Consider the following 13,355-nt stretch of genomic DNA (forward strand, 5'->3'; position numbering starts at 1 on the left):
TGCTAAATTTTCATTCGTCTGAGCATGAGCAATATCTATGCCATTCGATCAAAATCTTATGACAATAAATAAGTGAACACACCAACACCATCCATGGAAAAAGTGAATTGAACAAAAAAATGAATGCTAAAAACACACTGTCTATAAGTTGTATATCATGTTATTTTCCTGAGCACTTCCCTTTAACCAACCAGTGACGAAACCGTACTGTCTTCTTGTTTTATCCTTATAAAGAACGATCAGCGTTGTTAGAAATTTTCGTCCTGACTCTTTTTTATCTAATTTTAAGAAAGTTTTCAATTTTATCTTATGGCAAAAATCAAATCCGTTTACAGATGTGAACAATGTGGAGCAGATCATCCCAAATGGGCTGGGCAATGTTCTGAATGCGGCGAATGGAATAGTTTACTAGAAGTCCGTGTCGAACCAGTGGTGACCCATCGTGGTCAACCTAAAATGGGTGGCGGTTATGCAGGTCAAGTCGCAAATATCACCACACTCAATCAAATCTCGGTCTCAAATGAAACCCGTCTGCACACGGGGATTAGTGAGTTTGATCGTGTCTTGGGTGGCGGCTTGGTGACAGGCTCTGTAGTACTGATTGGTGGTGATCCTGGTATTGGTAAATCGACTATCCTGCTACAAACTGCAACGCACATGGCCAGTAAAAAAAGCTCAGCACTTTATGTGACGGGTGAGGAGTCACTTTCACAGGTTGCCTTACGGGCTCAACGTTTAGATCTTCCCACAGATTCACTTAAAGTCATGGCAGAAACCTGTGTCGAGCGTATTTGCGAAGTGCTCGCCCAAGAACGTCCTGCTGTTGCAATTTTGGACTCAATTCAAACCTTATATACTGAAACACTGCAATCAGCACCTGGCGGTGTCTCACAAATCCGTGAATCTGCTGCCCTGCTGACTCGGTTTGCCAAAAATAGCGGCACTGCTTTATTCCTTGTGGGTCATGTTACCAAAGAAGGTGCGCTGGCAGGTCCTCGTGTTTTAGAACATATGGTCGATTGTGTACTTTACTTTGAAGGACAATCCGACTCTCGTTATCGCATGATACGTGCGGTAAAGAACCGTTTTGGTGCAGTAAATGAACTCGGAGTATTTGCGATGACCGATAAAGGTCTACGCGAGGTTGCCAATCCATCAGCGATTTTCTTGAGTCGCTATGATGAAGCCATTCCGGGTTCTATTGTGATGATTAGTCGCGAAGGAACTCGCCCCCTACTGGTCGAAGTACAGGCACTGGTTGATGATGCACATGGACAACCCCGTCGAGTCGCATTGGGCTTGGAGCAAAACCGGTTAAATATGTTGCTTGCAGTAATGCACCGACATGGTGGTGTACAGACCTCAGGGCAAGATGTCTATGTGAATGTGGTCGGTGGTTTGAAAATTACTGAAACAGGTTCTGACCTAGCCGTTTTACTTGCTTGTGCATCCAGTTTGAGAGGTAAAGCCTTGCCGCAACAGTTAGCGGTTTTCGGTGAAGTTGGACTCTCTGGTGAAATTCGCCCTGTACCCAATGGTCAAGAACGCCTGAAAGAAGCAGCAAAACATGGTTTTAAATATGTGATCTTACCAAGAGGTAATGCACCGCAAAAATCCATTGAAGGCGTACAAATCATTGCGGTTGCCCGTTTACATGAAGCATTGACAGAAGCCATGCAGTTGAGTGATGAGTTGCTCTGATGCATTGACATAAAAAAACATACTTTTCTAGTTGAAATTACATCGAAATACCTGCATAAATACATTTACAAACTGAATTTAAATAGGAATTTTCGATGCAAGTACATCAGCGTGGCTTGATGGCAGCTCTTTTAATGGCAACTTTGGTTGCTGCACCGCTTGCGGAAGCAAAACGTGCAGGTGGCGGTAAAAGCCACGGCATGAGCAGATCTAGTTCATCTAGCCAATCTTATCAGCCATCTCGTCAAGCAACTCCAGCACCTCAACAACAAACTGCACCACAGAGATCTGGTCCAGGCGTAGGTACGATGGTTGCTGCGGGTGTAGCTGGTGCTGCAGTAGGTGCTGTTGCTGCCAATGCATTAGCAGATGACAAGCAACACAATCCAACAGCAACTGAGCAACAAGCTAATGCTCAAGCGCAGCAACAGGAAGAAAAAGGTGGCATTCCTAGCTGGCTTTGGGTTCTTCTTGCTGCAGCGATCGCCTTCTTTGTTTTCCGCAAATTAGGCGCAAAAAAAAATTAGCAACCAATAATCCATATGCACCGAACAATGGTGGTCAAAATAACTTTGGTCGTCAAACTCCACCTCAGCCTACGGCACGTCAAACAGCAACTGACAACACCAATATCTTTGGTCAGTCTGTAGGTGGCGGTACTGCTGCTCCGCAAGCGCCATTTGGTGCTGCATCTATGAGTAGCGGCAACCAATTACCAGATGGTACTGAACCTGCTGCATTCTTACGTATTGCGCGTCAACGTTTTAACCATATCCAATCGGTAAACAGTGCGAGTAATGTAGAGGAAATTCGTCGTTATTTAACACCTGAGCTTTATAGCTCAATGTATAGCGACATTATGGCGAACCAAGACCAAGACGTTGCTGAATTTAGCAACCTCAATGCAATGGTTGTGGAAAGCTCTACTGAAAATGGTCAATACGTCGTAAGCGTACGCTTTACAGGTACTGTGAGTGAAGACTTAAACAGCTTGCCTCAACCATTTGCTGAAATCTGGCATTTTGTGAAGCCTGCTGGCTCACAACAAGATTGGGTTGTTGCGGGTATTCAACAAGCTTAACTGCTTTGATTGAACAAAAAGAGCTGTTTCGACAGCTCTTTTTTTATGGGTCAGCTTTTAGCAACACTAAAAAAAGCCACTCTCTATATCGGAGAATGGCGGAGTGTAAATAGAACAACGCTTGATACTTATTATAATAATGAAACAACACAACCTAGCACGATCTGTCTATTGATACTAACGGATAAGCTCATGGAAAAACTATTCCTCATTTGGGGAATAAAGCTATTTTATTGAGACTATTTTAACAACTTTCAGCTTCCCCTTTGTCGTGAATATCACACCCTCCTATACGCTTTCAGGAACCACTATCTGCACGTTAAGGTTAGCTCAATGCATTTCCCCTACAACATAAAACAACAAGCCTACGCGTGAAATCAGCCCCGATTCATCACGGCATATAAACCGACTCACATAAAAAAAGGCTTTGCCGAAGCAAAGCCTTTAAATCTGATCTTTTAAGTATTCAGGATCATGAAACAAACTGTAAGAACAACCAATATAGACCACCAGATAAGGTAATCGTTGCTGGTAAAGTAAAGATCCAAGCAGACAGAATTGTTCTAACCGTTGCGAAGTTTAGACCTGACTTATTGGCAACCATAGTACCTGCAACCGCACTGTTTAATACGTGTGTAGTTGATACTGGCATACCAAGACCATCCGCTGCTGCAATAGTACTCATCGCTACAAGCTCAGCAGACATGCCCTGACCATAAGTCATGTGGTTCTTACCAATACGCTCACCGACAGTCACAACAATACGCTTCCAGCCCACCATGGTACCTAGACCAAGCGCAAGAGCAACCGCAACTTTCACCCAGTTTGGAATGTATTGAAGGAATGAATCCAAGCTACTACGGTATTCTTTCACAACTTTAGCTTGGTCTTTATCCATTTCTGGCAAAGCTTCAGCTTTATCTAAACGCTTAAACGTTGTAGTACTTAAATACATGTCATTGCGGATTTCACTAACAGCAGCCTCAGGAATCGCCTTAAGATCGCCATAGCCAGCAACACGTGTACCCAAGTGCTCTGTCATACTTGCGAGCGCAGGTACAACTTCAGCCGTTTGTTCTTTGGTTTGGATATATTTAGTTAATACTTCACGCGCTTTCTCATCTGTCAGCTCGTTTTGATTAACGTTTAAAACAGTTGCTGTTTTTGAAGAAAGCTGTTCAAAAGACTGTAAATGCTGTGCATCCAAGTTTTTATTTAATGAATAAGCCAATGGAACCAAGCCAATTAGGATCAACATGATCAGGCCCATGCCTTTTTGACCATCGTTTGAACCGTGCGCAAAGCTCACACCCGTACAAGTAAAAATTAGAATTGCACGGATCACCGGTGGTGGCGGCTTATTGCCTTCTGGTGGCTGAAACAGCTCCATTTGGCGTTTAAATACTTTCTTCACCAACAAGAATAGGATTGCTGCAAATGCAAAACCAATCAATGGAGAGAATAATAGTGCCTTACCTACTTTAATCACCTGATCCATATCAATACCACTACTGGTCGCACCAGCTGAAGCATTTAAGATATGGTTCATGATGCCCACACCCAAAATCGATCCGATTAAGGTATGTGAACTTGATGCAGGAATCCCCAAGAACCACGTTCCTAAATTCCATAGGATTGCCGCGATTAACAATGCAAAAACCATCGCAAAGCCAGCTCCACTGCCGACATTCATGATCATTTCTACAGGGAGTAATGCAATAATACCGTATGCAACCGCACCACTCGCCACCATAACCCCAAGGAAGTTACAGAAGCCAGCCCACATCACTGCTGCTGGAGCAGGCAATGCATTGGTATAAATAACCGTCGCTACAGCGTTTGCCGTATCGTGAAAACCATTTACAAATTCAAAGCCTAAAGCAATGAAAAGTGCCGTCGATAAAAGAATAACTGAATATAAACTTAAAGGCGGTACATGTGCCAAGTCAGCACTAAGCTGAAAACCGATATAAATCAGTGTTGCAACAATAATTGTCAAAAACACCGGCATAAAGAATTTCGGTGTTGGTACATGTACATTCGTCGATTTTGCCTGAGAGCTGGCAAGCGGTGAATCCGAAACAGGAGGAAGATTAGAATTCATGTAGACGGTTAGAGGATAATAAAATCCCCTGTATTGTTTAATTAAATTATGACAATTATATGACAAAGGACTGTCACATAAAGCCAAAATTTCATGTTTTCATCACATTTTTTTGTATTTCTCAGTAATAAATCCACCTTATTTTTTATTTTAATCAATAAAAAACAATGCATTATAAAACCAAAAACAGCGATAGAACTGTTTGTCTGATTTTGCAACAAACGCTACGAAATATGACATTCAACTGTCACATTTCGAACTGGATGTTTTCTTTTTAAGCATTATTCAATTCAATTGTGACAACTTCATGAACATTTTATGACATTTTCTAAGTGACCCGATGAATCACTGTTCAAGCTTGCTGAAAATACGCGCTTTGACGTAGCTTCTGTTACAATGCCCCTGCTTTTTATCTTGATCATCGACTGGGGTTTCTGAATGTCCACGCTTACCACCCTACAATCACTTCTTGCCCAACGCATCCTGATTATTGATGGTGCAATGGGAACCATGATTCAACGCCATAAACTAGAAGAAGAAGATTATCGTGGTGAACGTTTTGCAGATTGGGCATCAGACCTTAAAGGCAATAACGATTTATTGGTTCTAACCCAACCTCAGATTATTCAAGGCATCCATGAAGCTTACTTGGATGCAGGTGCTGACATTATTGAAACCAACAGCTTTAACGGCACTCGTGTTTCAATGTCGGATTATCACATGGAAGATCTTGTTCCTGAGATCAACCGTGAAGCAGCACGATTAGCAAAAGCAGCATGTGAAAAATATTCAACCCCAGAGAAACCACGTTTTGTTGCAGGTGTCCTTGGCCCAACCTCACGTACCTGTTCGATTTCACCGAATGTTAACGACCCTGCATTCCGTAATATTACCTTTGATGAACTCAAAGAAAACTATATTGAAGCTGCCCACGCCTTGATTGAAGGTGGTGCTGACATCCTCTTGATCGAAACTGTGTTTGATACCTTGAACTGTAAAGCCGCGATCTTTGCAGTCAAAGAAGTATTCAAACAAATCGGTCATGAACTGCCGTTGATGATTTCAGGCACCATTACCGATGCATCAGGCCGTACCTTAACGGGCCAGACCGCAGAAGCGTTCTGGAACTCAGTACGTCACGGTGATTTACTTTCAATTGGTTTTAACTGTGCTTTGGGTGCAGACGCGATGCGTCCACACGTAAAAACCATTGCTGATGTTGCTGATACTTTTGTCTCTGCGCATCCAAACGCTGGTTTGCCGAATGCCTTCGGTGAGTATGATGAAACTCCAGAACAAACCGCAGCATTCATCAAAGAATTTGCTGAAAGTGGTTTAATCAATATCACAGGTGGTTGCTGTGGTACCACACCAGATCATATTCGCGCCATCTATAATGCAGTCAAAGATATTCAGCCACGTCAAATTCCTGAAACCAAGCCTGCCTGCCGTTTAAGTGGTTTAGAACCATTTAACATTGATGAAAATTCTCTGTTCGTTAACGTCGGTGAACGTACCAACGTCACGGGTTCAAAAAAATTCCTGCGTCTTATCCGTGAAGAAAAGTTTGCCGAAGCTTTGGAAGTAGCTCAGCAACAAGTTGAAGCCGGTGCACAGATCATCGACATCAACATGGATGAAGGCATGCTCGATTCGCAAAATGCGATGGTACATTTCCTCAATCTGGTTGCTTCTGAGCCGGATATCTCTCGTGTGCCAATCATGATTGACTCATCAAAATGGGAAATCATTGAAGCAGGTTTAAAATGTGTGCAAGGTAAACCTGTTGTTAACTCAATTTCATTGAAAGAAGGTTATGACGAGTTTGTCGAAAAAGCTCGCCTATGCCGTCAGTACGGTGCTGCGATTATTGTAATGGCCTTTGATGAAACAGGTCAGGCAGATACCGCTGCACGTAAACGTGAAATCTGTAAACGTTCTTATGATGTTCTAGTCAATGAAGTGGGCTTCCCTGCTGAAGATATTATTTTTGACCCGAACGTGTTTGCCGTGGCAACAGGAATCGAAGAACACAACAACTATGGTGTCGATTTTATTGAAGCTACAGGTTGGATCAAACAGAACTTGCCGCATGCTATGATTTCAGGTGGTGTTTCTAACGTTTCGTTCTCCTTCCGTGGTAATGAGCCTGTGCGTGAAGCGATTCACTCGGTATTCCTTTACCATGCCATTAAACAAGGCATGACCATGGGGATCGTGAACGCTGGTCAAATGGCGATTTATGACGATATTCCAAAAGAACTAAAAGATGCGGTTGAAGATGTTGTTCTGAATCAAAACCAAGGTGAATCAGGTCAAAACGCTACAGAAAAACTGCTTGAAGTCGCGGAAAAGTTCCGTGGTCATAGTGGCGCACAACGCGAAGCTGAAAACCTTGAATGGCGCAATGAGTCTGTAGAAAAACGTCTCGAATATGCCTTAGTCAAAGGTATCACCACTTATATTGATGAAGATACCGAAGAAGCCCGTTTAAAGGCCAAGCGTCCACTTGATGTAATTGAAGGTGCATTGATGGATGGCATGAACGTGGTCGGTGACCTGTTCGGCTCAGGTAAAATGTTCCTGCCACAAGTAGTGAAATCTGCGCGTGTAATGAAACAAGCTGTCGCTTGGCTGAATCCGTACATCGAAGCTGAAAAAACAGGTAGCCAGTCTAAAGGTAAAGTGTTGATGGCAACTGTTAAGGGCGATGTACACGATATTGGTAAAAATATCGTGGGTGTGGTCTTAGGTTGTAATGGTTATGACATCGTTGACCTTGGTGTGATGGTACCTGCGGAAAAAATTCTACAAACCGCGATTGATGAGAAATGTGACATCATCGGTTTGTCTGGTTTGATCACTCCATCTTTGGATGAAATGGTATTTGTTGCCAAAGAAATGCAACGTAAAGGCTTTGACATTCCACTGTTAATTGGTGGCGCAACCACATCGAAAGCACATACTGCGGTGAAGATTGATCCTCAGTATCAAAATGATGCAGTGATCTATGTGGCCGATGCTTCGCGTGCAGTGGGTGTTGCAACTACCCTGCTCTCGAAAGAAATGCGTGGGAATTTTATTGCTGAACATCGTGCTGAATATGCCAAGATTCGTGAGCGTTTAGCTAACAAGCAACCAAAAGCAGCCAAACTCAGCTATGCCGAATCGATTGAAAATGGTTTTAAGGTGGATGACAACTATGTGCCACCGATTCCAAATACCTTAGGTACGCAAGTCATTACCAACTATCCATTGGCAACACTGGTTGAATATTTTGACTGGACGCCGTTCTTTATCTCATGGAGCTTGGCGGGTAAATTCCCGAAAATCCTGACAGATGAAGTTGTGGGTGAAGCAGCCACTGATTTGTATAACCAAGCGCAAGCGATGTTGAAAGACATTATCGAGAATAACCGTTTCGATGCCCGTGCTGTATTTGGTTTATACCCTGCGCAACGTACAGGTGCGGATACAGTGAGTGTGTTTGATGAAGCTGGCCAAAAGGTTACGCATACCTTTGAGCATATTCGTCAACAGTCAGACAAAGTCACAGGCAAACCAAATTTATCTTTAGCGGACTTTATTAGTACTTCTAAAGACAATACCGATTATCTCGGTGGTTTCACTGTATCAATCTTTGGTGCGGAAGAATTGGCAAATGAATATAAAGCCAAAGGTGATGATTATTCAGCAATCTTGGTTCAGTCGTTAGCAGATCGTTTTGCCGAAGCCTTTGCTGAGCATTTGCATGAGCGTATCCGTAAAGAGTTCTGGGGCTATAAAGCCGATGAGACTTTAGGCAATGAAGAATTGATCAAAGAGAAGTATGTCGGTATTCGTCCTGCACCAGGATACCCTGCTTGCCCAGAGCATTCTGAAAAAGCGGTGTTATTTGATTGGTTAGGTTCGGAAGCGAAGATCGGTACCAAATTGACTGAACACTTTGCGATGATGCCGCCTTCTTCTGTCAGTGGTTTCTATTATTCGCACCCTGAAAGTGAATACTTTAATGTAGGTAAGATTTCTCAAGATCAGCTTGAGGATTATGCGAAACGTAAAGGCTGGACACTGGATGAAGCGAAGCGTTGGTTAGCACCAAATTTAGATGATTCGATTGCTTAAGTTTGACTTCTAATCTCCCCTAACCCCTCTTTAAAAAGAGGGGATCTTTTGCGTATCAAATGAATTACGTGACAGCTCCTCCCTTTGAAAAGGGAGGTTGGGAGGGATTAAATTGATATTTAAATAAAAAATATATAATTTATAAAATAAATATTTTTAGAAAATGATCAAATGGCAATAATTAAAAAATTTGAGTTAGCAAGCTTAGAATCTATCTGTAAAATTTTAGGTGATACTGAGAATGGATTAACAGGCAATCAAATATCTAAATATTTATCTGAATGTGATATTCATGACCCCCAGCTTAATTCTACTAAACGAAAGAAACTGTATGATGCCCTTGAACTTAAACAAAATCAGGATAAATGCTCAAATAATATTATTAACTTTATTCAACATGTAATGAAACCATCAAGACACTTTGATGATCAACAATGGTTTAAAGAAATACGTAAAAAACTAAATCTTATACTCTCATTTGAAGGCTTAGAGTTAGAGGAAACAGGATTCATAAAACAAATAAAAGCTACAAAAACACTATCTGAGGCAGAAGAACGAGCTCTTCAATTAAGGAAAACTCTAATTGATAGAAAAATTCACAATGATGTTCTTATTTTTTGTAAGGCTGAATTATTAGTTGATAATTATTTCCATGCTGTATTTGAAGCAACTAAAAGTATTGCAGAAAAAATTAGAATAAAAACTGACTTAACTACTGACGGTTCAGAATTAGTAGATCATGCTTTTTCATATAAAGGTAAAATTCCTTATTTAGCATTAAACAACCTAACAACTGCAAGTCATGAAAGCGAGCAAAAAGGATTCATGAATTTGTTAAAAGGGGTTTTTGGAACTTTTAGAAACACTACAGCGCATGCTCCTAAAATAACATGGGAGATCAATGAACAAGATGCACTTGATATTTTATCAATGATTTCTCTTATTCATCGAAAACTAGATAAAGCAGTAGAAGCTAAAAAAAAATACGAAGGAAATTTTTAATCCTCCCCAACCCTCCTTTAAAAAGGAGGGAGTATCGTGGATCCAATATCTACATTCAATTCGCGGTAAAGTCCCTCTTTGAAAAAGGTGAGAAACTACGTCTCGTAAGAGGGGGATTCTAACCTTTGCCGAACCACATAATAAATCCGCTCTACCACAGCATCAATCTCAGTCAAAATCTGATGATTACTAAATCTTAAAGTGATCAGTCCTAATTCACTTAAAGCATGATCACGATTTTGATCAGCTTCCAACCCTGTTTCGGTATAATGTTGCCCACCATCACATTCAATGACCAAATTCACTGCTGGACAATAGAAATCCACAATAAAGTTTAGAATAGGCTTTTGTCGATAAAACTGTAATCCTAAAACCTGTTTACGTCTTATTCTTTGCCATAGCAGCTGCTCAGCATCTGTCATATTACTTCTTAAATTTCGGGAGGCTTGCTTTAAATTTTTATTATAGGGCTTCATTAATACCTACTTTTAAAACAGACAAATACTTAACCTGATTCAAGCATCTCTAGCACAAAATATAAACTCGATTTAGCGCCTATACCATTAAATATAGGCTCTCTACTCCTACAGCTCTTTATACTTCTCAATCAAATCCTCAAGATTCTGATAAACATGCAATACTCGATCTTTATGCGTTCGCGCATGATCCAAACGCTGCTCAGGATCAACCAATAGCAAACTATGCCCGTCATCAATTAAGCGATCAATCCCCTCTAAAAACATCCGTTTTCCGACATCATGAATCAATGAAATCTGGGTTAAATCAATCACAATAGAACTTTTATCTACTGGCTCACATTGCAAAGTCCGTAACAACATTTCCGCTTCAGTGAATTTCAATACACCGCGAAGTACATACACACTCAAAGAAGCATCTTTTCCAGTTCGATAATGGCTCTGCACAATAGTTTGTGCGGAAGGTGTGCCTTCCATCAAATGCAAGCCCATATCACGGGAGAGTCGTTCCAAAATATCAATGCCACGTACACTATTGCCATGTTCATCAAGTCGAGGAGAAAAAGCCGCAATACTGACCTGTCCTGGTAATACACCTAAGATTCCACCTGCGACGCCACTTTTGGCAGGAATACCAACCGTTGTGAGCCAATCCCCCGCGGCATCATACATACCACAGCTCATCATCACACTCAAAACTTGACGTACCACCGCACGATTCAATAAGCGTTTACCCGTTTTAGGATCAACCCCGCCATTGGCAAAAACACTGCCCATCCGTACCAGATCTTTAACCGTCACCAAGATCGCACATTGACGAATATAACCATTCACAATATCGACAGGATCAGACTCCAAAATCCCAACCGTACGCAACATATAACCAATCGAGAGGTTCCGATAGGCCGTTTTTACCTCAGATTCATATACTGCATCATCAAATTGCAGTTCACGTCCAGCCAACTCACTCATAAATCGACGTAAAATCTCTACACCTGATAAGTCTTCTTTGACAGGAATCAATGAATGCGTAGTGATGGCACCTGAGTTAATCATCGGATTTTTAGGACGGCGATCTTTACCCAATGAAATTTCATTAAAGGCTTCACCCGAAGGTTCAACCCCAACTTTCTCTAATACCGCATCAATGCCAAGCTGTTGCAGCACATAGGCATAAGTAAACGGTTTAGACATCGACTGAATGGTGAATTCAATTTCATCATCGCCAACGGAATAAATTTCACCATCAACAGTAGACAATGCCAGCGCTAATCGGTTGGGATTGGCGTTGGCTAACTCAGGAATATAATCAGCGAGATGCCCACTGTTATCGATATCACAGGCATCAATCACATGCGCCAAATAATCAGGAAGTGGAGTTTTCATGGTCATCTAGCCTTTAAATGTTTCAAGTTTTAATTTAGATAAGCGCTTATAGTACAGAGTACCGATCATATTAAAATTATAGCTTTTGTAATGACTTTATGAGCTTACATACACAACTAACTCAAACGTTCTACAAATAATATCCCATCCAAATGGTCCACCTCATGCTGAACAATCCGTGCAGGAAAACCCTCAAAAGCAGTTTCAATCACTTCACCTTGTAAGGTGTAGTAACGTACTTTGATTGCTTGCGCCCGTTCGACCTGCCCACGCTCATCAGGCACACTTAAACAGCCTTCTTCACCTAAACAAGACTCTTGGGAAAATGCCAAAATCTCAGGATTGACCATCACTACCGCATCCATTTCAGGTGCATCGGGATAACGCGGATTCGGACGAGATGCCACAATAATTAAGCGTTTAGAAATATAAACTTGTGGTGCAGCAATCCCAACACCATTACGCTCCAACATGGTCGCATGCATGGCAGATGCCAATTGCAATAACCACTCACTATTAAATTCCCCGTTTGCGACAGCTGCCGCTTTAATTTTTAAAACTTCTTCACCACGTTGTGCTACAGGTAGAATTACACTCATCCCACGCCCTTATCGTTATTTTGACCAAATAGTGAATATTATCGTATTGGATATTTTATCGCGTTACCATAATTTTCATTTAAGAATCTTGTCATAATATATTCGCGAAAAAAATAACGCATGGCAAAGCACATGAATGCAACTCAACTGTTTTTAGGTGTCATCTTTAGCTCAATTGGCTTAGGCTATTTTATGTATGGCAAAAAGCAGAAAATGACCGTGCCTTTGGTCTGTGGTTTAGTCTTGATGCTCTTTACCTATTTTATTGATAGCACAGCCATGATCAGTATCATTGGCGTGGCGCTTTCGATTATTCCCTATTTCCTGCGCTTCTAAAAACAAAAAACTCCCCAAATGGAGAGCTTTCTTTTCTGCGAAAAATTATAGGTGTTTCTTTAATTCATCTGCAACGATCTCGATTTCAAGATTGCTGAATTTACGAATTTCACCTTCCGCATGTTTCTCTAACATACCGCCAATCAATGGCACTTTAACTTTCACTGTCCACGTTAAAGAGATATTCACTTTTTCGCTGTCACCAGTGACACTACGTTCACCCTTCGCTTCCAAAGGCAGGTTTGCGCCCAGTTCAACTGTTGAGGTTAAGTTTTTCAAATGGGTAATATCCGCACGTTTTAAACGGAACGCATTTTTTAATAATTTTTTCGCTACCTCTGGAATATTAACATCCAGATTATATTCACGGCGTAAGGTATAAATATCACCCTGAATATTTGATTCGATAATTTCCAAATTTTCACCCGGAATACGCTTACACACTGCTTCATGCAATGAGGTATCCGCGACCAGTCTTGAAAAGTCCTCAATTGAAACACCATGAATTGTTTCATTAACCGTAAATTGATGTGCCATTTTTAAAT

At 41.3% G+C, this 13,355-nt stretch carries 9 protein-coding genes and 1 pseudogene; 5 read left to right on the plus strand and 5 right to left on the minus strand.

Annotation, left to right across the window (positions count from 1 at the left end; translation table 11 throughout):
• Positions 1-309: 309 nt before the first annotated feature.
• The gene (radA, locus tag FPL17_RS08455; RefSeq protein ID WP_159884470.1) at positions 310-1,701 is read left to right on the plus strand and encodes a DNA repair protein RadA; all 1,392 of its coding nucleotides are present in this window, start codon (positions 310-312) and stop codon (positions 1,699-1,701) included.
• A gap of 95 nt (positions 1,702-1,796) precedes the next feature.
• Positions 1,797-2,782, plus strand: a pseudogene (locus tag FPL17_RS08460) (Tim44 domain-containing protein).
• Between the two features lie 472 nt (positions 2,783-3,254).
• Here FPL17_RS08460 and FPL17_RS08465 read toward each other — a convergent pair.
• Positions 3,255-4,886, minus strand: a complete 1,632-nt coding sequence (locus FPL17_RS08465) for an inorganic phosphate transporter (protein WP_005190284.1) — start codon at positions 4,884-4,886, stop codon at positions 3,255-3,257.
• Between the two features lie 438 nt (positions 4,887-5,324).
• Between FPL17_RS08465 and metH the strand changes: the two genes are divergently transcribed.
• Positions 5,325-9,011: a methionine synthase gene (metH, locus tag FPL17_RS08470; protein ID WP_159884472.1), complete on the plus strand. Its 3,687-nt coding sequence runs from the start codon at positions 5,325-5,327 to the stop codon at positions 9,009-9,011.
• A 171-nt stretch (positions 9,012-9,182) separates the two neighbouring features.
• Complete coding sequence (locus FPL17_RS08475) at positions 9,183-10,013, plus strand: TIGR02391 family protein (protein WP_159884474.1); 831 nt, start codon at positions 9,183-9,185, stop codon at positions 10,011-10,013.
• Positions 10,014-10,108: 95 nt separating this feature from the next.
• Here FPL17_RS08475 and FPL17_RS08480 read toward each other — a convergent pair whose 3' ends face one another.
• The 3 genes from FPL17_RS08480 to def all read right to left on the minus strand — a co-directional run bounded on the left by FPL17_RS08480 (position 10,109) and on the right by def (position 12,474).
• Positions 10,109-10,489 (minus strand): endonuclease domain-containing protein, encoded by a 381-nt coding sequence (locus tag FPL17_RS08480; RefSeq protein WP_159884476.1) that lies wholly within the window; start codon positions 10,487-10,489, stop codon positions 10,109-10,111.
• 108 nt (positions 10,490-10,597) lie between these two features.
• Positions 10,598-11,875, minus strand: coding sequence for a glutaminase (locus FPL17_RS08485; RefSeq protein WP_159884478.1), 1,278 nt, complete (start codon positions 11,873-11,875; stop codon positions 10,598-10,600).
• A gap of 116 nt (positions 11,876-11,991) precedes the next feature.
• A complete protein-coding gene (gene def / locus FPL17_RS08490) occupies positions 11,992-12,474 on the minus strand; it encodes a peptide deformylase (protein WP_004805557.1) in 483 nt (160 codons plus the stop codon).
• A 132-nt stretch (positions 12,475-12,606) separates the two neighbouring features.
• Here def and FPL17_RS08495 point away from each other — a divergent pair, with 132 nt between their 5' ends.
• The gene (locus FPL17_RS08495) at positions 12,607-12,810 is read left to right on the plus strand and encodes an amino acid transport protein (RefSeq protein WP_159884480.1); all 204 of its coding nucleotides are present in this window, start codon (positions 12,607-12,609) and stop codon (positions 12,808-12,810) included.
• A gap of 45 nt (positions 12,811-12,855) precedes the next feature.
• Here FPL17_RS08495 and FPL17_RS08500 read toward each other — a convergent pair whose 3' ends face one another.
• On the minus strand, positions 12,856-13,347 hold the full coding sequence (locus FPL17_RS08500) for a DUF2505 family protein (RefSeq protein ID WP_005190300.1): 492 nt from the start codon (positions 13,345-13,347) through the stop codon (positions 12,856-12,858).
• Positions 13,348-13,355: the final 8 nt, after the last annotated feature.

Origin of the sequence: Acinetobacter dispersus, from assembly GCF_009884975.1 — a bacterium.
In the GTDB taxonomy this organism is placed as follows: domain Bacteria; phylum Pseudomonadota; class Gammaproteobacteria; order Pseudomonadales; family Moraxellaceae; genus Acinetobacter; species Acinetobacter dispersus.